Source organism: Streptomyces sp. NPDC058955 (assembly GCF_042741435.1).
In the GTDB taxonomy this organism is placed as follows: domain Bacteria; phylum Actinomycetota; class Actinomycetes; order Streptomycetales; family Streptomycetaceae; genus Streptomyces.
Map to the genome: position 1 here is coordinate 51,752 of NZ_JBHYKM010000028.1, position 21,198 is coordinate 72,949.

Below are 21,198 nucleotides of genomic sequence, written 5' to 3' on the forward strand. Positions count from 1 at the left end.
TGACCAGGACCGGATCTGTCCTGGTCCAGCCGTAGCGTCTTCTTCATGAACACGGGAAACGCTTCCGCACCTACGTTCCGCTATGCGGCCGTCACCTTCGACTGCCCGGACCCCGCAGAACTGGCCCGCTTCTACGGTGAGGTCCTCGGTCTGCCGGTCGTCTACTCCACAGAGGATTTCGTCCTGCTCGGCCAGGAGAGCGCGGCCGGCCTGGGATTCAACCGGCTGTCCGACTACCGCCGTCCCACCTGGCCGGACCCTGCCCAGGAGAAGCAGGCCCACATCGATCTGGGCGTCGACGACCTGGACGCCGCCGAGGCGCGCCTTCTGGCCTTGGGGGCCGTCAAGCCCGGGTTCCAGCCGGAGCCCGACCGGTGGCGGGTCCTGCTCGACCCGGCCGGCCATCCCTTCTGCATCTCCACCCTGGTCTGAGCACCACAGAAATCGCCGGAATCGCTCCCGCGACCTCTATCGGCCTGGCCCTCGGGCGGGGGACCTGCGGCCCCGGCGAGTGTCCGTCTGTCCTGAGGGAGCTCGGCCGACTCTCCGCCTCAGTGGTCCGCGCAGCACGGGGTCGGGTCCGGCATCTCGAAAGGCACCAGGACCCCGCCCGCGGCGGGCATGGCGGACAGGACGAGTTCGCCGTCGGCCGTCCATTGGGGGCGTACGTGGTCGTTCGTGACCAGGCAGGTGTCCGGGGCCGGTGGGTCCAAGGCCCCGAGCACGGCCACGCGGTCGATCGCCGAGCGCGCGAGGACGTCGGTGACGGCGAGTGTGCCCGTGAGGGAGGCCGCGCCGGGGTACAGCACCGCGCGGCCCACCGCGTCGGGGATGCCACGCGTCACCGGGTGGCCGTGTGCCGCCAGCCGCTCCTCGACGGTGCTCAGGAGCCGCCGGGAGGGCAGGGCGAGGGACACCGCGACACGCGGCCGCTCGTCGCGCACCAGGTGCGTACATCCGAACACCTCGTCAGGCAGGTCGAGTTCGGAGGCCAGCGTGTGGAGCAGGTGGTCGGCGGCGCGCAGGTCCCTGGCGTGTGCGTCGACCGTCAGCGTGTGCGGCGTCACGACGGCAGGACCCACACCGGGTTCGAGTAGAACCACAGGTCGAGCCACGGGTCCGCGTCCCCGATCACGTCGATGGCCGGGCCCGCGGGGTCGACCGCGGCACCCATCGGGCCGACGGCGGTGCGGTTGCCGTCGGTGCCGCGCAGTCGGAGATAGACCGGGCGGTCGACGCGTCCGAGGTCGTAGCTGAGGCGGACGCTGCCGGAGGACCTGTTCACCTCGTACGACGTCACGACCCTGGCCGTCGGCGCGGTGAAGGTGTCCCGATCCGCTACCGGGCCGGTCACGTCGCCCTGGATGACGTCCACCCGGGACAACCGCGGCACGAAGCCAGCCCAGTTGGGCCCTCCGGCGAGGGCGACGTCGACGGTCAGCGTGACGTTCGTACCCTTCCTGACGTGCAGGGCACCGCCCAGCGTGGCCCAGCGGCTGCCGCCGGCCACGCGGACGTCGAGACCGCTGATCAACTGTCCGTGGTCCACCCAGATACGACCCGCCCGGATGCCGTCCATGACGGCGGCGTAGCCGAAGCCGTCGGCCCCGACGTGGGTGCGGCCGTAGTGGCCGGGCCAGTAGTCACCCTCCGTGAGGTCGATCCTCCCGCCGTAGACGGGGTCCCCGTGCTTGCCGTCGGTGGCGAAGTCGCCGTTCGGGCCGCGGACGGCGGTGTCCGTGTAGACGTGGTGGGAGTCGGAGTTGGCGGTGATCCACCAGGGTTTGCCCTCGGCGAGGAGGCTGTCCCACAGTCCGCCGACGGTGGCGGTCATCCAGTCGAACCCGCCCCAGGTGCGGTAGCTCTCCAGCGGGTAGCCGGGGAAGGAGTTGGCTCCCGGGCTGCCGTCGTACAGGCCACGGGCCCGGCCCATGCCGAGGCCCTTGGCGATGCCGGCGGCCTGGTGGCCGGGGGCGCCCTCCATGCCGACGGCGATGCGGCGGCCCTCCCCGGTCGCGTCGCGCCAGGCACGGATCTCGTGCGGCGAGTCGATGCCCTTGCGCGCCGGGTGGTTGGCGAGCATCAGCGCGTCCTTGACCTGGCGCTGCCGGACCTGGTCGGCGAGGAAGCCGAGGCCCGCGATGGCCAGTGCCTCGTTGGCGGGCGTCGAGTCGCCGGCGCCCTTGACGCTGCCGTCGTAGTCGGTCTCGAACCGCTTGAGGACGGAGACCTCGTTGCGGCCGGGGTGGACGAAGACGGTGCCGTGTTCGGCACCCGGGATGTTCCACTCCAGGCCCTGGAAGACGAGGGTGTCCTCGTAGGCGGCGCGGGCCTCTCGGATGTCCGGGTTGACCTTCTCGACGCCGATCCTGGCGTGGGTGGCGTTGCCGTGGTCGGTGATGACCAGCCAGTCCAGGCCGTGCCTGGCGCCTTGTCGGACCTGGTCGGCGACGCGGTACTTGCCGTCGTTGCTGTACTGGGTGTGGACGTGGTGGTCGCCGGCCAGCCACAGGAAGCCCTTCGCCCGGCGGGCGCCGGGGGCAGCGGCAGCCGCGGGGGTCTGCGGGGCGAGGACGCTCGCGGCGGTCAGGCCCGCACCGAGCAGGCCCGCCCGGCGCAGCAGAGAGCGGCGTGACCGCTGCTCGGGGGTCAGAGCCTCGTCGGGCACGGAGGCGTCGAAGGCGGCGGGCAGCTCCGTCGCCGTGTGCGCGTCATCGTGGTCGTGGTCGTGGTCGTGGTCGTGGTCGTGTAGGTGTCCGTGTACGTGCCAGTGATGACCGTGCCCGTGGCCGTGCCCCATGAATCGCCTCCTGGCTACCGCCTGCCGCCGCGGGCGCTGCTGCGCCGCCTGAGGAGGATCGAGGCGAAAGGTGAAAATTGAACGACTGGTGGGTGAGTGGCGGACGACCTGGGCGCGACGGTTCGCGTCCGCGCTCATTGATTCCTCAAGTTCCCTTGCTCATCGTGGTGTTGTACGCCGAACCTGAGCATCGTTCATGTCTCGTCCACTCCTCCGACCGGAGACACCCCCCCATGAGAAGACTCCTCGGTACCCTCGCGGCCGCGGCCCTGACCCTGACCGGCCTGGCCGCCACCGGCGCCACGCCGACGGCCGCCGCCCCTGACGCCCCCTCCGTCGCCGCCGGCGCCACTGGATCCTTCACCGTCCTCACGTACAACATCGCCGGCCTCCCCCTCGGCCTCGGCGACAGCGACCCGGAGACGAACACCCCGCTCATCGGGGAGCGGCTCGGCCCGTACGGCATCGTGAACGTGCAGGAGGACTTCAACTACCACGCCTCCCTGTACGCCCACGACACCCACCCCCACCGCACGGCGACCAGCGGCGGAGCCGCGATAGGCGACGGCCTCAACACCCTCTCCGACTACGCCTTCGAGGACTTCCAGCGGGTCAGGTGGAACCACTGCACGGGGACCAACTGCCTGACCCCGAAAGGCTTTTCCCTGGCCCGAGCTCGGCTCGCCGAGGGCGTCTTCGTGGATCTCTACAACGTTCACACCAACGCCGACAGCACCGATGACGCGCTGGCGGCCCGTCGCGCCAACATCGAGCAGCTGTCGGACTTCATCCAGGCCAACTCCTCCGGCAACGCCGTGATCGTCATGGGCGACACGAACACGCGGTACACGCGCGCGGGCGACAACATCCGCACCCTGCTGTCGGAGAACGGCCTGAAGGACCCGTGGGTCGACCTGGTCAAGGGCGGCACCCCGCCCCCGCAGGGCGGCGACCCGCTGCTCTGCGACTCCGCCGCCCCGGCCGACTCCTGCGAGGTCGTCGACAAGGTCCTGTACCGCGGCAGCGAACTCCTGAGCCTCCATGCCACCCACTATCACAACGAGTGGGCGTCCTTCCTCCGCTCCGACGGCAAGCACCTCTCCGACCACTTCCCGCACACGGTCGACTTCTCCTACACCCTCGCCCCGTCCCTGAAGGCGAGCGACTTCCTCGGCGGCCCGCACGGCACCGCGTTCAACGACGCTGACGACCTGCCGACCACCGTGTCCCCGCGCACCCTCACCCTGCGTGGCGGCTCCCGCCTGGACGCGGTGTCGCTGACGCACGACGGCGGCAGGGTCCTGACCCACGGCGGTACGGGCGGCACGGCGACGTCCCTGACGCTCGTCACCGGGGAGCACCTCACCTCGGTGAAGCTGACGCAGGGCCAGAAGGACGGTCGCACCAGGATCTTCTCGGCGGCCTTCACGACCGACCGGGGCCGTACCCTCTCCTCCGGCGTGGCGTCGTCGGACACCCGTACCTTCACCGCACCGCCCGGCTGGCAGATCGTCGGCTTCACGGGCCGGTCGGGCGACGAGATCGACAAACTGGGCGTGCTGTACGCACCGATCGGCTGAGCAGCGCTCGCCCTCGGGGGGTTTACGTCCTTGGTCGAGGCGGTCGAGGCGGTCGAGGCGGTGTCAGGTGGGTCTGGGAGGTTCGGCCCGGGGGTCCGGCTTGGGCGATCGTTGTCTGGGGCGACGGCTTGTGGCCAGCCCTGGGTGGAGCAGTGTGTGCGGCTGTCAGGTGAGTGGGTCCTCGGTATGATCAGCGTTTCCTTTGGGGGTGGGTTGCTCGCACCGGGTGGGGTGTCCAGGGGTGGAAGTGAAATACGCGCTGTTCTCGGACGAGGACGACAGCGACTTCTGGGGTTTTGTTCACGGGGCCAGGGGACTCTTCACGCCGCTTCCGGACGGGGAGGGCACTCGCCGCGTGCTTTTCGAAGGATGTCGCCCGCAGGGTGGTCTGCTGGAGAGCGTCCGTCACGTCGGTTTCCGTCGCGCCAGGGCGGGAAACGCCTATGTCGCCCTTCTGGACCGCGACGGCGCCACTATGGGCTCCTACTTCGTGGGCGAGGTCACTGTTGTCGAGGTCAAGCCCTCTGTACATGGCGCCGGCCTGGTCGACCTCACGGTGACCCTCTGGTGTGCGGACGCTCTGCCCGGAGCGGAACGAGCGTGGGATCTGGTCCGCACAGGCGGTCTGAACCGTACGGGTATGTGGCGCGAGCTCGCAGCGGAGGAGCGACATGCGTGGTTGTCGGTGGCGCTGTGGTCCCGGGGATACCAGCGTCAGGGAAAGCCGGATGCTCCGGTGGGTCAGGTGCTCGTCTTGGACGGTCGGCACATCATCGACGAGGACAGCTTCTACTGTGCGATCGGTGAGGCCGTCAACGGGCCCGGAGGGTACTTCGGCTGGAACCTCGACGCTCTGGACGACTGCCTGTGCGGCGGGTGGGGCGCCACTGCTCCCTTCACCGTGCGCTGGGATTCTTCGGCCGAGGCACGGGCACGGTTGGCGGAACGCGTCCCTGTCGGCGATCGTGAGGTGACGGTGTTCGACCTGCTTGTGGAGATTCTCGAAGAACGGGGCGTGAGCGTCATCCTCCGGTGACGGCTGGTCGGTCCGAGGGAGTGATCCGCGCAAGGATGCGGGGAGTTCTACGGACGGCGGTGTGCGACGTGAACTCCGCGACCTGGAGCCTTCGGTGAGCGTCGGCAACGGCTTGGCATCACGCACCCCGAGCTGCGCGACGTCGTCCCCCGGGGCTTCACGGACCTGTCCCCGATCGCCGAGCAACTCACCATCACGTACGACTTCACCCTCGCCGCGGCCCGGCGGTGTCCCGCGCGCGAACCCTGGCATCACCTTCACCTACGTCCCCGGCGAGGGCACCGACAGTTCCCAACGCGGCCGCACGATGCCGGCACATCAACCAGCTGGGCATGAGCTGACGCCTCTTGAGCCGGCGATCTCCTGCCGACGGTGACCCGACCTCGCGCGGGGGCGATCCCCGAGTGAGTGGGGCCTGCCTGGGCGGAGGGCGCGGCAACCATCGCTGCCGGAGCCGCGTGCGCGTGGACGGTGAAGGCGACCGCACTCCACCGTTCGCGGACGGGCACTCGAACGGGGAGAACGGGGAGAACGGGGAGGTCAGGGCCCTGCTCCGGATGGTCGAGGGGGCGTCGCTCATGCGGGGGCGAGGGAACGTTTCCGTACTTCCTGCCCTGTCACCGGCTCGGAGATGATCACGCCGCCCCGGCCCTTGCCGGGGAACCCAAGCTCTCCCCGGAGGTGGCTCCTGTGGTCCTCGTCATCGTCGTCGCCGTACTCGCGCTGCTCGCCGGCCTGGCCGCGAACCGCTGGCTCCGGCCGCGGCTGGTCAACGCCGACGACGACGAGGGCATGGCGGTCAAGGACCTCGTCGGCCCCCTGCTGACGATGACCGTTCTGCTGCTCTCCTTCGTTCTGGTCACCGCCAACGGTTCGTACGGCAAGGCCGAGGTGGCCGCGCGCGGCGAGGCCCGCGCGCTGGACCAGCTCGTGGAGACCGCCGAGTACGCCCCTGCCCTGCAGCGGGGGAAGATCCAGGCTGACGCCGTGTGCTACGCCCGCGCGGTCCGGGTCCAGGAATGGCCCGCCATGTCCGACGGCAACGGTTCGCCGGCCCCCAGTGTGTGGTCGACGTCGTTCCGGGAGACCTTCGAGACGCTGGAGGGCAAGCCGGCCTTCGGCATGCTCGTCGCCGCCGACAACAAGCGCTCCGACGAACGCGAGGAACGCCTGACCCAGGCGACCTCCAGCATCCCCTCGACCATCTTCTGGTTCCTGCTCGCCACCCTGGTCATCACCGTCGCGGCCCTCGGGATCTGCCTGCCCCGCAGGAACAACCGGGGCCAGATCATCACGCTGGTCGTGATCACCGCCCTGCTGACCACGGCCCTCGTCATCATCCGTGACGTCGACCGGCCCTTCGGCGGCATCATCGACATCGAGCCCACCGCCATCGCCGAGGCCGAGCGCCAGGCCGAACGCGACTTCACGGCCAACCACCCTGTCGCCGAACTCCCCTGCGACGCCGACGGCAACCGCCGGAACGCCTGAGGGGGTGCGACGCCCTCCTGGCCCGCACCCCCCGGAGCGAGGGCACGGCGAAAGGGCACGTCAGCGCGGTCCTGACGAACCTGTATGGGTGAGTACGGTTCCGGCCTTGGTCAGCATCTGGCCGAGGAGGTGGAGGGCTCGTGCCCGGGTCGGTGCTCCGCGGGCCGTCCCCGCCCAGTAGGTGTCGGTGAGTTCCTCGGTCGCCTTGAGGGTCTGGCCCTCGTCCTGGGCGGCGAGTACGAGGACGAACCGCACGTAGTCGCCGATGTCGGTGGCCTGGGGGTACTGGTGAAGGAACGGCTGCAGGCGTGGTGTCAGGGCGGGGAGGGTGCGGTCCGTCGGGAAGACGACGGCGAGGCCGGCGAGCGCGAGGCGGACCGCGGGACATTCGGCCGACCAGCGGGCGAGCAGATCTGGGACGTGCGCCTCGACCGCGTTGCGGGCGCGGGTTTCGCTGTCGTGATCGTCGGGGCGCGGGGTGGCCGGCCAGGCCTCGGTTAGGTGGCGCTCGGCGACGGTGGCGGCGTTGAAGAGCAGGACGACGGCCTGGAACCGGTGGCGGGCGGGAATCCGGTCGTCGACGGCGAGGGCCGCGGGCAGGGCGAGGCCGCCGGCGGTGTCGGGCCGGCACGTGTCCTGGTGGAGGATCTCGTTGTAGAAGTCGCCGAGGAAGCTCCGGTCGTCCCAACCGGGGTCGACCTCGGCGTCGAAGAGCATTGCGGCCTGGGCCGGCCTGGCGCCCGGCAGAGGCAGACGGTCGGCGATGACGTCACGGAAGAGCCGCCGGATCGGCGGACCGGAAGCATCGCGTCGCCCAGCTTGTCGTTGAACCAACGGTCGCCCCCCCCGCAGCCTGCCCCGGGTCGTCCGGCTCCGCTCCGCCAAGGGTAGGTTCAATTCTGCCAGCGACGGCTGACTGAGGCAGCAGCGGAAGGGGGTCGGTGTGACGCACGAGAGGGACATCCAGGTCGGGACTGACGTACGGATCACCGGGGGACCGTTCACGGACTTCACGAGCCCCGTGGTGGCCGTCGACCACGCTCGGGGCCGTGTTGAGTTGACGGTGGACATTCTCGGTGACGCGACCAGGATCGATGTCTCTTTGTCGGATGTCGTGAGAGTGGTCTGACCTTGTTCCTCATGCTCGCCGCGGACGTCCGCCGCCCCTGCTGCGGCAGCGCGGTGAGTGTCCGCCGCATCCGGCCGACGGCGCCCCGAGACTCGCGCGGCGGGGAGGGAATGCCAGACTTTGCGGATGATCAACGCCAAGGACACGGTCCGCGAGTTTCTTCTGCAGGTGCGGTCAGGGCTGCATCCTGACCGAGCCGGTCGCTTCATGGCCGGCCGGGTCCAAGCCCACCAGGTCGTCTCGGAGGCGCCGGTGGTCGTGGAGCGAACACCGCAGCAGTACACCGAGCACGTCCAGGAGATGCTCGACGCGTACGGCGCCTTCACGCTGACCGTGGACGAGCTCATCGCCGAAGGCGATCGCGTCTATGCCCGCTGGACCCAAACCGGACACCATGTGGGAGCGGTCGACCACCACCCGCCGACCGGTGCGCAGATCACAGCGACGACCAGTGCGGTCTATCGCGTGGAGGACGGCCTGATCGTCGAGTACTGGATCCAGATCGACCGGCAGGGAATCACCGCCCAGCTGGAGCAAGCCGCTGCCGAGCACTGACGTCAGACCTGATCCACGGCGCGCGCTCTCCGTACCCGTACCGGGGGATCAGTAGCCGACGGTGAAGCGCCGCTGGTGGTGGCGGGGGTGTTCGATCTCGTCGAGGAGGGCGAGGGCGTAGTCCTCGACGGAGATGGCGCTGTTGCCGCTCTCGTCCGTGACGAGGTCGTCCAGGGCGGTCCGGTATGCACCGGTGCGGTCGCCGGGGGCGATCTCCGCCGCGGGGCTGAGGTCGGTCCAGCCGAGGTCGGCGACGGTGCGGTAGTGGTCGAGGGCGTCGCCGTGGGCGCGCATGATCTGCAGGAGGAAGTCGGGCAGGCCAGGGGTGTCCCAGACCTGCTTGCCGTCGGGGGTGCGCAGGGAGCCGGCGCCACCGACGGTGATCAGGCGCGGGGCCTGCGGGCCGAGGGTGCGCAGACCTTCGGTGAGTGCTTCGGCGGCGGGCCGGATGGTGGCGAGGTCGCCGGGGCCGTCGCCGCCTCTGCTTCCGCCGCGCGGTCGAGAGCGACTTCGCCCACGCCCGGGACGTCGGCCACTACGCCCAGGCTCTCGGGTACGCGCCCCGCACCCTCACCCGGGCGTCGCTGGCCGCCGCCGGTGTCGGTGCCAAGGACTGCATCGACCGGCGCGTCATCCTGGAGGCCAAACGCCTCCTCGCCCACGACGACGCCCCCGTCGTCTCCATCGCGGCCCGCCTCGGCTTCCCGGACCCCAGCAACTTCACCAAGTACTTCACCCAGCGGACCGGCACCACACCCGCTGCCTTCCGCGCCCCCTACCATCCCGGCCGGCCACCCCGCTGAACCACCCGCCGGCGCTCCACCGCCGACGGAAAAGCCCGGTTCCTCCCCGGGGAAGGGGAGGAACCGGGCTGCGCGTTCCGCCAGGGGGCGTGGGACGGCGTCAGGAGCGGTCGAGCGCGCGGGCGAGGAAGCGTCGCGTGGCCTGCTCGCGCGGAGCGGTGAGCACCTGCTCCGCGGTGCCCTGCTCCACGATCACGCCGCCCTCCAGGAAACAGACCCGGTCCGCGACGCGTCGGGCGAAGTCCATCTCGTGGGTGGCCATCAGGATGGTCAGGCCGCGCCGCTTGAGGTCGGCGACGACGTCCAGGACCTCGCCGACCAGTTCGGGGTCGAGGGCCGAGGTGATCTCGTCGAAGAGCAGCAGCTCCGGTTCGGTGGCCAGGGCGCGGGCGATCGCCGCGCGCTGCTGCTGCCCGCCCGAGAGACGGTCGGGGTGCTCGTCGGCCTTGTCCGCGAGCCCGAGGCGGTCGAGCAGCTCGCGGGCCGCGGCCTCGGCCTTCCGGCGCGGGACGCCGTGGACCTGGCGGGGCGCGAGCGTGATGTTGTCCAGCACGCTCAGGTGCGGGAACAGGTTGTACGCCTGGAAGACGATGCCGATCCGTCGGCGGGCGACGTCGGGGTTGAGGCGGGGGTCGGTCAGCTCGGTCTCGCCCAGGTGGACGGTGCCGTCGTCGACGACCTCCAGCAGGTCCACGCAGCGCAGCAGGGTCGACTTGCCCGAGCCGGAACCGCCGATGAGGCAGACGACCTGGTGCTCGGCGACGTCCAGGTCGATCGAGCGCAGGACCAGCCGCTCGTCGTACTGCTTGCGGAGGCCGCGGATGCGCAGCAGCGGCGCGCTCATCGGCCCGCCCCCGCCCAGGTGCGCCGCGCGGCCCGCTGCTGGAGCCGGTCGGCGAAGCGGGTGAGGGGGATGGTTACCGCGATGAACAAGAGGGCCGCTCCCAGGTACGGGGTGTAGTTGAAGTCGTAGTCGGCCTTGATCTGCGCGGCCCGCAGCGCTTCGAGCGGACCGAGGACGCACACCAGCGCCGTGTCCTTCTGCAGGGCGATGAAGTCGTTGAGCAGGGGCGGGAGCACGTTGCGTACCGCCTGGGGCAGCACGACGTGGCGCAGGGTCTGCCGTTCGTTGAGGCCCAGGGCCCGGGCGGCGTTCCGCTGCGCCGGGTGGACCGAGTTCAGCCCTGCCCGGAACACCTCGGCGACGTAGGCGGTGTAGGAGAGGGTGAGGGCGATCACGCCGAGGACCCACGGCTCGGAGGGGGTTCCCTGCAGCTGCAGCGCCGGCAGTCCGAAGCCGACGAGGAAGACCAGCAGCAGGGTCGGTACGCCGCGGAAGACGTCCACGTACACGGTGGCGGCGAGCCGCAGCGGCTGGAGGCCCGGGGCGCGGGTGACGCGCACCAGGGCGATCAGCAGTCCCAGGACGAGGATCAGGACCTCGGCGACGAGGAACATCTGGATGTTGAGCCAGAAGCCCCGGAGGAGATCGGGGAAGGCGGCGCGGAGTTCGGCGCCGTCGAAGAACAGGCTGTCGACGCGCTCCCAGCCCGGCGAGGAGACCGCCGCCGCTCCCACGGCGACCAGGGCGAGCAGGGTGCACAGGGTGGAGACCCAGGTGTGGCGGCGCTTGCGGGAGAGGCGGTACCGCTGCCGCTCCCGTTCGTGCTCGCTGGGCCGGTAGGGGGTGTCGGGCGTGTCGGGAGAGGTGGTCGGCCGGTCCGGTGCGGCCGTCTTGCTGATGTCCACGGTCGGCCCGTTATCGCTTCAGCTCGGGGACGTTCGCCGAGGCCGACAGCCACTGCGTGGTGAGCCTGGCGAGCGTGCCGTCGGTCCTGAGCTCGTCGAGGGCCTGGTTGACGCAGGAGGTGTACCCGCTGTCCTTCGGCAGGAGGAGGCCGAACTTCTCGGGGGTGCCGCCCGCGTAGCCGAACTGGCCGACGATCGCGCCGTTCTCCAGCTCCGCCCCGGCCAGGTAGAAGACCGTGGGCAGGTCGGTGACGATCGCGTCGATCTGGCCGTTCCGCAGCGCGGTGACCTCGTCCTTGGTGGTGCTGAAGACGCTCGGCTGCTTCGCGGGCTTGATCTGGTCGAGCACGGCCTGGTAGCTGGTCGTCGCCACCTGTACGCCGATCCTGGCGTCCTTGAACGCGCTCAGGGACGCGGCCTTCGCGAAAGCGGATCCGTCGAGCGTCAGGATGGCCTGATTGGCGGTGTAGTAACTGGTGGAGAAATCAACGGCTTTCGCGCGCTGCGGCGTGATGGAGATCTGGTTGATGTCGAAGTCGAAAGCCTTGGGGCCAGGGGCGTAGGAATGGGAGAAAGGCTCGACGACCCATTTCACCTGGTCCCGTTCGAAGCCCAGCTTCCCGGCCACCGCGTAGGCCACGGCGCTTTCGAATCCCTTTCCGTTCGACGGGGTGTTGCTGTCGAACCACGGCTCGTAGGCGGGGGAGTCGGTCGCGACGGTGAGCTGGCCGCGCTTGTGGAGATGCGGGCTGTCGGTCGTGCACTGGGCGGCGTTCTTGGAGCCGCCGGCCTGGGGGGTGCTCTGCGGCTGGGGTGCGCAACCGGCCACCGCCAGCGCGACGAGGGCGGAGGCGGAAGCCGCCAGGGATATGCGAGTACGGGACATCAGGGGTCCTTCGGAGAAGTCCGGGAAAGGTGAGGGAAAGAGGGCCGGTGCTGTGTGTTCAGCGACACAGATCGGCCGCACAGCGCACGTTGTCCACGTGGCGGCGGCGTACCAGCGGGAGAGTTCCGGACATGCTTTTCAGCATTCCGGTTCACCGAGACCGGCGTCAATCTCGAAGACCGTTGCCGGGGTAACGCGTTGATAACATGTCAGCTGGTGAGATGGAACACCCGGTCGCCTTGGCGCAGGCCGAAAACCTCCGCCGCGGAACCGCCCCGTACCACCAGTTCGGCAAAACCGACTCCGGAGCTTCCGACGGTGATTCCGGGCTCGCCGAGCGGCACGTCCGGGAGCCGGTCGTAACAGCGGACGCGGACGTCCCGGCCCTCGACCCGGTTGTGGACGAGGAGGCTCTTGGCGTCGGCGTAGCCGGGCAGCTCGACGGCCGGCCGGTCGAGCTTGCAGTTGCCGAAGTTGTCGACGACGGCGATCCGCACGTCGTCGGCGACCGCCGGGCGGACCGCCAGCGGCTGGGCGGGCACCGGGTGGCCGTCCGTCAGCCAGCGGGCCAGCAGGGGCGTGTACCAGAGGCTCCGGAACTGGGTCCTCACCATCTCCTCGATCTCGGCCGGGGTCAGCTCGGCCCAGTCGGCGGCCGCGGCCTCCAGTACCTCGCGGACATCGGTGACGTGAACCTCCGTCAGCCCCAGGTAGGTCGCCAGAGGGGCGAGGACCCGCTGGTTGAGCGTGCTGACGACCAGGTGGTTTCCGTGGCGGAAGGAGCAGAAGGGCACCCCGTTGGGCCAGTGTCCGTCCCGGGGCGCGATGTTGACGAGGACCACGACCGGCTGGGTCGGGCCGCCGATCAGGTCCGTGGAGCGGAGCAGGTCGAGCAGGGTGAGGGCGGCGGCGCCCTCGGGATCCGGTCCGCCCAGCGGCAGGACGGTCGGTGTGGCGCCGAAGAGGGTGGCGATCCGGGTGGACTGGCGGGCGAGGGCGTTGGGGTCGGCGCAGTCGGTGAGGGAGACGACCGGGGGGAGCGGCATGGCGGTGGTTCGCCCTTCTGTCGAGGGGGTGGACACGTGGTGGGTCCGGGGATCGAGGAGCGGCGGCCTACGGGCTCGGCGGCCGGGCCCGGACAACAAAAAAACGGACCCTCCGTTTCCGGAGGGTCCGTCGCGTCTTGCGCGCACACGGCTTCGCTAGCGAAGCGCCTCCGGGAGCGGGGGCATCATTCGCATCATGGCGAGGGTGGTGGTGTGCTGCATGGGCTGGACGGTAGCACCCGGCGGGACCGTCTTGGAAACCCATCCACATGGTGGACACGCCTTTCCGATCGCCCATGATCGCCATCAGGGCGGGCGCCACCGCCTCCGTACGACGACGCGCCCAGGAGGACGCACGCCGACGCCGAGCGCGAAGCCCCGTCCCTTCGTGACCTGCGTCTCGCCGAGCAGGTCAGGAGCGGAAGACCCCGATCATGATCAGGGCGGCGGCGCACAACCGGCGACAGCGCGGGGCACGGGTGCTCCCGGACCCCGCGCTGTCGAGTCGAGGGGTGGACGGCTCAGTCGTCGGCCGGCTGCCAGATCGTGCTGCGCAGATCCGAGCCGCTGACCAATTGGATCCGCCGGGGTTCGATCCGGATCACGTGATACTCCGGATCGTCGGGCCCGCCGCGCCAGTAGTGAACCGGGTCGTAACCCACCCCCGGCGGACTGCCCTCGAGGTAGAGGTCCCAGGCGTGCCGCCGGTCGGTGTCGGCCTCGACCCAGGTGGAGAGCGCGTCGACGTGGACGGCGTTCTGGCGGGGGCTCCAGTACGAGTACGTCGTGTGCGGGCTGTGGGCCAGGTGCGCCGCCTTGACCGGGGTCCTGTAGGCGGCCAGCCAGCCGACCGGGCGGCCCCCGACGATCTCCCAGACGGGGAGGAGGACTCTGGCGCGCGGCCGGTTCCGGCGGTCGACCGTGATCATCGTGGCGTACTTGATGTCGCGGACGTAGCTGAAGAAGGCGTCCTGGACGTCGGTGAACGTGTCGGTCTTGGTAGCGGGCACGGCGGTGCTCCTTCCCCGGGGTCGGGATCGCGGGTTACTCGACGGCGGTGAGTTCGGGCGACGGTTCGCGCTCCGCGACCACACGGCCCTTGCCCGACCGCACTCCGAAGGCGCTGACCAGCACCGCTCCCAGTGCCGCGGCGAGCGGCACCCACAGCGCGGCCTGGTATCCGGCAAGGCGCGCGGCAGCCGTATCCGATGCCGTGGCCGCGACGTTGACCGCGGCCGCCCCGGAGAGACCGAGTGCCGCGCCGAACTGGAAGGCGGTGTAGAGGAGTCCGCCGGCCAGTCCCTGCTCCTCCTCCTTGACGTCCTCCGTCGCCACGATGGTCAGCGGACCGTACGTCAGGGCGAAGGCGACACCGAGGAGCAGCAGGCTCGGAAGCATCGTGAGGTAGGTCCAGTCGGCGCCGAGCGGAAGGAAGAGCGCGTAGGAGAGGGAAGCGACGATCAGGCCGCCGAAGATCAGGCGGGCGTTGCCGAAGCGGTCGACCAGCCGGGGGACGACCGTCGGCGAGAGGATCGCGTCGACACCGATGACGATCATCGCGAAGCTCGTCTCCAGGGCGGACCAGCCGCGCAGCTCCTGGAGGTAGAGGACGACGATGAACTGGAAGCCGAAGAACCCTGCGGCGAAGAGCAGGCCGGCGACGTTGGTCCGCACCAGAGCGCCGCTGCGGAAGATGCCGAGCCGGACCAGGGGCGCGGCCGCGCGGCGTTCGATGACGAGGAACGCGGCCAGGCAAGCCAGTCCCGCGCCCAGCGTGACGACGGTCGAGACGAGAGAGGCGTGGCTCACCCGCTCCACCCCCAGGACCAGGAGCAGGATGGCCGCGGTGATGGTCAGACCGCCGGCGAGGTCGAGGCTCTGCCCGGTCCGGTCGGGCCGCGGCGACTTCGGTACGAAGGCCAGCGCGCCGATCAGGATCAGCGCCGAGAGGACCACCGGCGCGAAGAACACCCATCGCCAGTCGACCGAGGCGAGCAGGCCGCCCACGACCAGGCCGATCGAGAACCCGCCGGCGGCTGTACCGGAGTAGAAGAGCAGAGCCTTGTTGCGGCGCGGGCCCTCCGCGAAGCCGGTGGTGATGACGGAGAGCCCGGCCGGGGTCATGAAGGCCGCCGCGACACCGGTCACGAACCGGGCGGTGATCAGCTGCCAGCCCTCGGAGGCGAATCCGCCGAGCCCGGAGAAGACCAGGAACACCGAGAGCCAGAACACGAACATCCGGCGCCGTCCGAAGAGGTCCGCCGCCCGCCCGCCGACCAGCATGAAGCCGCCGTAGCCGAGGACGTACGCGCTCATCACCCACTGCAGCGTGCCGGTGGACAGGCCGAGATCGGCGCGGATGGCAGGCATCGCCACGTTCAGCATGGCGACGTCGATGCCCTCAAGGAAGATCGCGCCGCACAGGACGAGCAGCACGCCCCACTCCCGGGCACTGAACGCGGCGGCTGCCGCCTTGGTCGTATTCATGACAGGTCGACTCCTGGCTGTACGCAGAGGGAGGGAAAGAGAGGGAAAGAGATGGGCTGCCCGCTGTGCGGGCGGCTCGTTCACCTTCGGCCAGGACGCGCGGGCGGAACAACGGCGAAGATCTGGATGTTCGTTCAGCGAGGCTTACCGATCCGGCTCACCTGGGGGAACCGATGGAACGCGACGAGATCGAGTGCTTTCTCCTGCTCTCCGAGGAGCTGCACTTCGGCCGCACCGCCGACCGGATGGGGCTCTCCCGCGCCCGCGTCAGCCAGCTGATCCAGCGCCTCGAACGGCGCGTCGGAGCCCCGCTGTTCATCCGCACCAGTCGCCGCGTCGCCATGTCGGCGATCGGCCGCCGGCTGCATGCCGACCTCGAACCGCACCACCGCGCGATGGACGCCGCTCTCGCCCGCGCCGCCACCGCCGCGCGCGGCATCGACACGGTCCTGCACGTCGGATTCTCCAACCCGCTCACCGGCGAGATCGTGATGAAGGTGACGGAGGCGCTACGGGTCAGCCATCCCGGGCTCGCGGTGGAGATCTGCGAGGTGCCGATGAACGATCCGTACGGGCGACTGCGCGACGGCGCGTTCGACGTCCAGCTCCAGGAGTTCCCGGTCCGGGAGAACGACCTGGGCGGCGGCCCGCCCCTCCTCACCGAGGAACGCGTCCTCGCCCTACCGTCCGCGCACCCGCTCGCCGCCCGCGACACCCTCTCCCTGGAGGATCTGGCCGACGTCCCACTCCTCACCGTCGAGGGCGAACTGCCCGACTACTGGCAGGAGCACCACACCCCCACCCGCACCCCGAGCGGCAGACCCATCGCCCCCGGCCCCTCCGTGACCCAGATGCAGGAGGCCCTGATGCTGGTCGCGGGCGGCCGAGGCGCCCTCCTCACCGCCGCGCACACGGCGACCTACTTCGCACGCCCCGGCATCGCGTACGTCCCCGTCGCCGACGCGGAACCGGTCGGCTACGGCCTGGTCTGGCGCGCCGGAAACACCACCGGCGCCCTGCACGCCTTCGCGGACGCGGCCCGCACGGCGGCGCGGGAGCTGGCGCAGGGGGACCCGCGGACGGTGGCACCGGCGTGAGAGCGGCGCGTCTTGCGGACTGCGGGGCTCGACCGCCAAACGCGAGGAGATGAAGAGTGTCGGCATCGCCTCCAGCGAGTCGTTCGGCGGCTGGACGGAGACCTTCATCGTTCCCGCCTTTGCGCGGCCATCGTCGACCGCGTGACATTCAGTGGCACCGTCATTGAGACCGGCGCGACTCCTACCGACTCGCCTCGGCCTTGGCGCGGACCGAGACGCCCGCCAAGGCCTACTGGCCGCCGCAGGAGGCGGGGAGCCGTCGGACCTTGCCCGTCGGGCGGGCCATGGGACCGGCACTCACAGCGCCAACCTCTCCCACGCAACCCCGTTCGGCCGGGTTGCTGGATCTCGCGCGAAGTCCGCGAACACTGACACGACCTGCTCACGGTCCTGGAGTACACAGCGGTAGTGTCGCTCGGGCGAGCCGTCGCGATGCTCAACCGCATACCCGCCCTCAGCAACCCCGGCCCGGGCACCGGTTCCGACCTGGACAAACCGACCTGACGGATCTTCGAGGATCACGAACCAGTTCTCCGCAGACAGGCGACGCACTGCCCGCTCCACGGCCTCCCAATCCGGGCCGCTGACCGGTAGCCCGACACACGACCGAAGCTCCAGCGCACCCGCGGTCCGCAGAGCGGGCGGGGCATGCACCACTCCGGCCTGCGGGTCGAAGCAGACCAGTCCATGCTGGCCGGCCAGTTCGATGACTCGAGGCGCCACCTCTGCCGCCCGGCCCCACTGCATCGGCATCAGCACAAAGCCGTCACCGACATCCAGACCCGCCGACCACGGCGACGACTCGTCCCCCGCGTCCTCGGCATCGGGGAACTCGGCAACCAGCGCCGCATGGAAACCCCGCACCGCCGCAGTGGGCCGAACCACCGAAGGCTCGCCCGCGCACAGACGCCGAAGCGTATCCGCCGCCGCGGCACGTGAGGGGCGAGTCTCCTCCGACCACACCCCAAGATCAAAACTCACGACGGATGTCTCCTTGCAACGAGCACCGGCCTCGAACGAGCGGGGATCCTACGTGACCACCCTGCCGGCCCGCTCTTCGCTGCCCACACCCTCGCCAGACCCATTCGAGATCCAACAGCATGAGGCGACAAGGAGACCGGGGAAGAACGCCGACCGCACCACGCAGCTGCCGTTCACCCCGGCTTCCGCCATTTCCGGCTTCGGCACGGGCCTGGCCCTCGGCGGCCGGCCCTCACTGATCGCGGAGCGCCTCACCTCCGACCGTACGGTGAGTGTGACCGTCGTCAACAACGACCTCAAGATCCGGCGCCCTCCGCTGATCTGACCTCCTGGGGACTGAGCGTGCTACGGCGCGTAGGCGCAATTGCATTCCAGGTCCTGAGTAACCGTGAGACGTGTGCCCCGGGTGCGGCTCAGAACCGCCGCCCACCCCATCGTCCGCACAGCGACGCGGACACGCCAGCCGGAACGCAACAGGCGAGCGATGCAGGAGACCCACACAGCGCCCGGCCGAGCAACTGTCAGGCCAACGCCGGCCGCGAGCCTGACACACACCGTGGGAGCAATGAGGCTGACACACCTGACCGCGGCCCACCGCCCTGCAGCAAGCCGACAGTACTGTTCCGCCGAGGCTCCGCCGGCCAGGTCGCCTGAGAGGCGAAAGCCGACAGTTCTTGTGCCCTCACACGTCGGGGATTGGCGAGTGCTCTGTCGGTTTCCGTGAAGTTGCTTGAGAGCTGGCGGACACCCGGTAGAAGGGCGGGGAGGAAGCTGCTTCCCGCACCCGCCGGGAGGGGCGCCCAGGCTCGCTGCTCCAGGTGCTGACGTCTCGTGCTTCTCCTGCTCCCAATCGCGCGGGTCTGTCGTCCTCTGTCGTGGGCGTTCATCGCGCTCCTGCGCTCGCGGGGCCCCCGCCCTGGCCGGCCACTGCGCGCTGGGAGGGGTGAGACGGAGGCTGTCAGAGCGGGGTGGCACCCTGGGCGCGTGGTGATCAATGGATACGAGGACGTTCCTCTCGTTGCGGCGGAGGACCTTCTGACGCTGCCTGGGTTCTGGGCTGCCTACCTGCTGTGGATGTGCCAAACGGAGGACGACGATCCCGATCCGCTGTGGTTCGGTACGGACGAGGCCGACGTGGATGCGGCGTACGAGGTCCTGACCGACGAGGAGCGCTGGCCGGTCTTGCGTATTCCGTTCGCCGACGGCCACAGCGTGCTCATTGTGGGTCGCAACTTCGCCGACGACCTGGGCGTGGAGTACTTCATCACGCACCCCGAGTGGGACCGGCACGGATACCTGGCCACCATCGACGGGCATCAAGCGGGCCCTGGATTGTCCTGGCGCGAGCTCACGCACATCGCCGACACTCCCGACCCCGAGGCTCCCGGCGTCCAGGTACCGCACATCCGCACGCTGCTTCTGCTTCCGGTCCTCGGAGACAGCAACCTGCCCGATACTGCGGCCGCGGTGATTGGCAACGCGCTCATCCGGGTGGGCGTCGCCGAGGACCGAGCGCCTGAGGTGGCAGATGCGCTTCTCCACGACCATCCCTTGTGGGAGCCGGCGGAGTGGGCCCTGGCCTCACCCTCCCCGCTCTCCGGAACCGCGCAGCACTTTCCCGGCATCCTGCAGTGCGACGGCCCCCACAGCCCACGATGCGGAATGCGCCTGGCCCAGGGCATCACCCGCGAACACAGCGACCGACTGGCCCGAGCGCTCGGCACCTGGCCGGAACCTCCGTGACCGATTGCCCCGAATCGATGCCCCACGACACAGCCGGGAGAAAACACCGGCGCGCATGTGCGCCCAGTGAGTGGGGGAGACCGGAGAAGGGCGTCCTGCTTCGCCTCGCATTTTTGGCGGGGCGGAGCGTCAGATGTACCTGGATTATGAACACTTCGAAGGCCGGACGGGGCCGGCTGGGTCTCCACAGCGCCGTCTCCACTGCCGCCCCACACCTTCGTTCCCCTGCGGCGACTCGAGCGTGTCTCCTTGATCTGCTCGTCGGTTGACCGGACGTGCCTGTCCGGTTGGTGATCACTGATGCGATGTGGGACCGGGTCGAGTCGTTGATGCCGGCCGATCCGGTCCGTGGTCGGCGATGGGGCTCCGGATCAGGCTGAGCCTGACGAGCATGCGCTCGGATGTTCCCGTCGCAGCTTGAGTACGAAGGTCCATCTCGTCAGCGACAGCCATGCACCGCGACGTCTCTTGGTCCTCCGCGTCTCCGCAGGTCAGGCGGGCGACGCGTCGCCCTTCGAGGTGGTCAGGGCAGGCATCCGTGGTCCGCGAGAGGGGCCGGGAAGACCGCGGACCGGCCGGACGCCGTTCTGGCGGACCGCGTGTATTCATCCCGCGCGATCCAATGAGCATCTCCGGCGACGAGGTATCCGTGCCGTGATCCCGCAGCCCGCCGACCGGGTCGGTCACCGACTGCCGCGAGGTCGCGCCGGTGGTCGCCCGCCCGGCTTCGACGCCGTGGCGTACAAGCAGCGCAACTCAGTCAAACGCAGCATCAACCGGCTCAAGTAATGGCGCAGCCTGGCGATGCGCATCCTCATCTGGACCCGGAGCTGAGCCGGGCACGGGCCTCAGTATGCAGGCGTCGCTACGGCAAGCCTGGAGATCTCTGCGGCGACGGCCTCTGGGTTGGGGGCGGTGGTGACGCGGGCGACGTTGTCCAGGCCCGGGTGGGTGCCGACGCGGACGGAGTGCTGTGCGTTGCGCAGCAGGTCGAAGTCGTTGATGTCGTTGCCGAAGGCGTTGTACTGGTCGATGCCGAGGGAGGAGAGGGCCTCCCACTTGTTCGTGGTGCCCGGGGCAAAGTCGATGATCGCCTCGTCGAGGTGGTGGTTGACGGTCATCCCGAGTGCGCGGCCGACCTCGGCGAGGGCGGCCATGTCGGTCGCATCGACCACGAGGAGCTTCACGACGGTCGTGAGGTCAGCGAGGTCGACCCGGCGGGCGAGGCGGCTCTGGTCAACGCGGCCGAGGATCGGGTGGTCGGCCGGCCCGGTGTACGCGTAGTCCCAGAGGCCGTCTGCGAGATAGCCCGCCCGGAACTGGGCGGCCTCGACGAGCAGCTTGTCGAGGTCGCCTCCGTCGAACGCGGCCCGAGCCCGGACCTGACCATCTACGGAGACGAGGCTGCCGTTCCCCCCGATCAGGGTGGCGGTGGGGAAGGTTCCGTTGAGCACGGGTAGGAGATCCCGGACCGGTCGGGCGGAGGCGAATACCAGTCGGTGCCCAGCACGCTCGCAAGCCTCGATGGCGGCCAGGATTCGGCGGTCGATGCTCCGGCCGTCGAAACAGAGTGTGCCGTCAATATCGAAGACCGTGGTGCGCGCTATGGAAGTGATCACGATTCGATCGTATCGGGCCAGCACCCCACACAACCTACCGCCCGCCAGATGCACCGCCTCGGCTGCTGGCAATCACGTGCGGTAGAGAGGAGACAGCTCCAGGGCCTTCCCCCGTGATGGTGGACACGCTTCGGTGATCACGCGGCGAGTGTGAGCTTAGCCGCGTGGTGTCGGCGTTCGTATTCGTTGGGGCTGA

At 69.9% G+C, this 21,198-nt stretch carries 20 protein-coding genes and 3 pseudogenes; 11 read left to right on the forward strand and 12 right to left on the reverse strand.

The window, feature by feature from the left end; genetic code table 11:
• Positions 1 to 45 precede the first annotated feature (45 nt).
• Positions 46 to 432: a VOC family protein gene (locus tag ACFW1I_RS14045; protein ID WP_384669587.1), complete on the forward strand. Its 387-nt coding sequence runs from the start codon at positions 46 to 48 to the stop codon at positions 430 to 432.
• 119 nt (positions 433 to 551) lie between these two features.
• On the opposite strand, the gene ACFW1I_RS14050 is transcribed toward ACFW1I_RS14045, so the two are convergent.
• Both ACFW1I_RS14050 and ACFW1I_RS14055 read right to left on the reverse strand, forming a co-directional pair.
• Positions 552 to 1,067, reverse strand: coding sequence for a hypothetical protein (locus ACFW1I_RS14050; RefSeq protein WP_384669589.1), 516 nt, complete (start codon positions 1,065 to 1,067; stop codon positions 552 to 554).
• Positions 1,064 to 2,800, reverse strand: a complete 1,737-nt coding sequence (locus ACFW1I_RS14055; protein ID WP_384669591.1) for a PHP domain-containing protein — start codon at positions 2,798 to 2,800, stop codon at positions 1,064 to 1,066. Before ACFW1I_RS14055 ends, ACFW1I_RS14050 begins: the two co-directional genes overlap by 4 nt.
• Before the next feature lie 233 nt (positions 2,801 to 3,033).
• On the opposite strand from ACFW1I_RS14055, the gene ACFW1I_RS14060 reads away from it, so the two are divergent.
• From ACFW1I_RS14060 to ACFW1I_RS14070, 3 genes are all read left to right on the forward strand, one after another.
• Positions 3,034 to 4,380, forward strand: coding sequence for a jacalin-like lectin (locus ACFW1I_RS14060; RefSeq protein WP_384669592.1), 1,347 nt, complete (start codon positions 3,034 to 3,036; stop codon positions 4,378 to 4,380).
• Positions 4,381 to 4,621: 241 nt separating this feature from the next.
• Positions 4,622 to 5,416, forward strand: a complete 795-nt coding sequence (locus ACFW1I_RS14065) for a barstar family protein (protein WP_384669594.1) — start codon at positions 4,622 to 4,624, stop codon at positions 5,414 to 5,416.
• Positions 5,417 to 6,106: 690 nt separating this feature from the next.
• Positions 6,107 to 6,907, forward strand: a complete 801-nt coding sequence (locus ACFW1I_RS14070) for a hypothetical protein (RefSeq protein WP_384669595.1) — start codon at positions 6,107 to 6,109, stop codon at positions 6,905 to 6,907.
• A 60-nt stretch (positions 6,908 to 6,967) separates the two neighbouring features.
• On the opposite strand, the gene ACFW1I_RS14075 is transcribed toward ACFW1I_RS14070, so the two are convergent.
• The gene (locus ACFW1I_RS14075; RefSeq protein WP_384669597.1) at positions 6,968 to 7,624 is read right to left on the reverse strand and encodes a hypothetical protein; all 657 of its coding nucleotides are present in this window, start codon (positions 7,622 to 7,624) and stop codon (positions 6,968 to 6,970) included.
• A 538-nt stretch (positions 7,625 to 8,162) separates the two neighbouring features.
• On the opposite strand from ACFW1I_RS14075, the gene ACFW1I_RS14080 reads away from it, so the two are divergent.
• Complete coding sequence (locus tag ACFW1I_RS14080; RefSeq protein WP_384669599.1) at positions 8,163 to 8,591, forward strand: ester cyclase; 429 nt, start codon at positions 8,163 to 8,165, stop codon at positions 8,589 to 8,591.
• Between the two features lie 48 nt (positions 8,592 to 8,639).
• On the opposite strand, the pseudogene ACFW1I_RS14085 reads toward ACFW1I_RS14080, so the two are convergent.
• Positions 8,640 to 9,071, reverse strand: a pseudogene (locus ACFW1I_RS14085) (NAD(P)-dependent oxidoreductase); the annotation flags it as partial.
• On the opposite strand from ACFW1I_RS14085, the gene ACFW1I_RS14090 reads away from it, so the two are divergent.
• Positions 9,020 to 9,394, forward strand: a complete 375-nt coding sequence (locus ACFW1I_RS14090; RefSeq protein ID WP_384669600.1) for a helix-turn-helix transcriptional regulator — start codon at positions 9,020 to 9,022, stop codon at positions 9,392 to 9,394. The pseudogene ACFW1I_RS14085 and the gene ACFW1I_RS14090 overlap by 52 nt on opposite strands.
• 100 nt (positions 9,395 to 9,494) lie before the next feature.
• Here the strand turns inward: ACFW1I_RS14090 and ACFW1I_RS14095 are convergent, their stop codons facing one another.
• The 6 genes from ACFW1I_RS14095 to ACFW1I_RS14120 form a co-directional block, all read right to left on the reverse strand.
• The gene (locus ACFW1I_RS14095) at positions 9,495 to 10,238 is read right to left on the reverse strand and encodes an amino acid ABC transporter ATP-binding protein (protein WP_384669601.1); all 744 of its coding nucleotides are present in this window, start codon (positions 10,236 to 10,238) and stop codon (positions 9,495 to 9,497) included.
• Entirely contained in the window at positions 10,235 to 11,143 is a 909-nt protein-coding gene (locus ACFW1I_RS14100) for an amino acid ABC transporter permease (RefSeq protein ID WP_384669603.1), read from the reverse strand. The genes ACFW1I_RS14095 and ACFW1I_RS14100 overlap by 4 nt, the downstream gene beginning before the upstream one ends.
• A 10-nt stretch (positions 11,144 to 11,153) precedes the next feature.
• Positions 11,154 to 12,029: an ABC transporter substrate-binding protein gene (locus tag ACFW1I_RS14105; protein WP_384669605.1), complete on the reverse strand. Its 876-nt coding sequence runs from the start codon at positions 12,027 to 12,029 to the stop codon at positions 11,154 to 11,156.
• Between the two features lie 209 nt (positions 12,030 to 12,238).
• A complete protein-coding gene (locus tag ACFW1I_RS14110) occupies positions 12,239 to 13,075 on the reverse strand; it encodes an SAM hydroxide adenosyltransferase (RefSeq protein ID WP_384669607.1) in 837 nt (278 codons plus the stop codon).
• 521 nt (positions 13,076 to 13,596) lie between these two features.
• Entirely contained in the window at positions 13,597 to 14,085 is a 489-nt protein-coding gene (locus ACFW1I_RS14115) for a pyridoxamine 5'-phosphate oxidase family protein (protein WP_384669609.1), read from the reverse strand.
• Positions 14,086 to 14,119: 34 nt separating this feature from the next.
• A complete protein-coding gene (locus ACFW1I_RS14120; RefSeq protein WP_384669610.1) occupies positions 14,120 to 15,562 on the reverse strand; it encodes an MFS transporter in 1,443 nt (480 codons plus the stop codon).
• Positions 15,563 to 15,735: 173 nt separating this feature from the next.
• Here ACFW1I_RS14120 and ACFW1I_RS14125 point away from each other — a divergent pair, with 173 nt between their 5' ends.
• Complete coding sequence (locus ACFW1I_RS14125; RefSeq protein ID WP_384669612.1) at positions 15,736 to 16,659, forward strand: LysR substrate-binding domain-containing protein; 924 nt, start codon at positions 15,736 to 15,738, stop codon at positions 16,657 to 16,659.
• A 37-nt stretch (positions 16,660 to 16,696) separates the two neighbouring features.
• Positions 16,697 to 16,889, forward strand: a pseudogene (locus tag ACFW1I_RS14130) (ATP-binding protein); the annotation flags it as partial.
• A gap of 67 nt (positions 16,890 to 16,956) precedes the next feature.
• Here ACFW1I_RS14130 and ACFW1I_RS14135 read toward each other — a convergent pair.
• Positions 16,957 to 17,640: a hypothetical protein gene (locus ACFW1I_RS14135; RefSeq protein ID WP_384669614.1), complete on the reverse strand. Its 684-nt coding sequence runs from the start codon at positions 17,638 to 17,640 to the stop codon at positions 16,957 to 16,959.
• A 52-nt stretch (positions 17,641 to 17,692) separates the two neighbouring features.
• On the opposite strand from ACFW1I_RS14135, the gene ACFW1I_RS14140 reads away from it, so the two are divergent.
• The 3 genes and pseudogenes from ACFW1I_RS14140 to ACFW1I_RS14150 all read left to right on the forward strand — a co-directional run.
• Entirely contained in the window at positions 17,693 to 17,965 is a 273-nt protein-coding gene (locus tag ACFW1I_RS14140) for a hypothetical protein (protein WP_384669616.1), read from the forward strand.
• A 659-nt stretch (positions 17,966 to 18,624) separates the two neighbouring features.
• Positions 18,625 to 19,383: a hypothetical protein gene (locus ACFW1I_RS14145; RefSeq protein WP_384669618.1), complete on the forward strand. Its 759-nt coding sequence runs from the start codon at positions 18,625 to 18,627 to the stop codon at positions 19,381 to 19,383.
• 275 nt (positions 19,384 to 19,658) lie between these two features.
• Positions 19,659 to 20,169 (forward strand): annotated as a pseudogene (locus ACFW1I_RS14150) (hypothetical protein); the annotation flags it as partial.
• Between the two features lie 62 nt (positions 20,170 to 20,231).
• Here ACFW1I_RS14150 and ACFW1I_RS14155 read toward each other — a convergent pair.
• Positions 20,232 to 21,056: an HAD hydrolase family protein gene (locus ACFW1I_RS14155; RefSeq protein ID WP_384669622.1), complete on the reverse strand. Its 825-nt coding sequence runs from the start codon at positions 21,054 to 21,056 to the stop codon at positions 20,232 to 20,234.
• Positions 21,057 to 21,198: the final 142 nt, after the last annotated feature.